Annotated in this window: 1 protein-coding gene; it reads left to right on the top strand. The window is 52.3% G+C overall.

The window, feature by feature from the left end:
* Positions 1-449: NAD(P)-binding domain-containing protein (locus JS756_RS39115; RefSeq protein WP_205387492.1), on the top strand; the 449-nt coding region annotated here is incomplete at both ends.

Genomic DNA, 449 nt, shown 5'->3' with positions numbered 1-449 from the left:
GTCTACGATGACGCGAAATCCCAGTGGACAGCCGTCGTAACTCGAGGTGACGGTAGCGAGCGAACCCTTCATCCCCGACATATCGTTTGGTGCACTGGTCACTCGGGTGAGCCTAAGGTACCCAAGTTCCCTGGGCAGGAGCAGTTTAAGGGTGCGCTGTACCATGGAAGCCAGCATAACGACGCTTCGGAATACGATGTGAAAGGCAAGAAGGTGGTCGTCGTGGGTACTGGAAATAGTGGTCATGATATTGCACAGAACTTTTGCGAAAATGGAGCCGATGTGACTATGCTCCAGCGAAGCGGGACGTATGTCATAACGGCCGACAAGGGTGTCTTTATGATGCACGACGGCCTTCACGAGGAGACTGGGTATGATTCTTTCCAAACCGTATACCCGAATTATCAACTAACCGAAGTAACCTCAACAGACCTCCCACCGAGGAAGCA

The organism is Streptomyces actuosus, from assembly GCF_016921115.1.
Classification (GTDB): Bacteria; Actinomycetota; Actinomycetes; order Streptomycetales; family Streptomycetaceae; genus Streptomyces; species Streptomyces actuosus_A.
The sequence above is the reverse complement of the archived record's forward strand: the minus strand, read 5'-3'. Positions and strand labels throughout refer to the sequence as shown.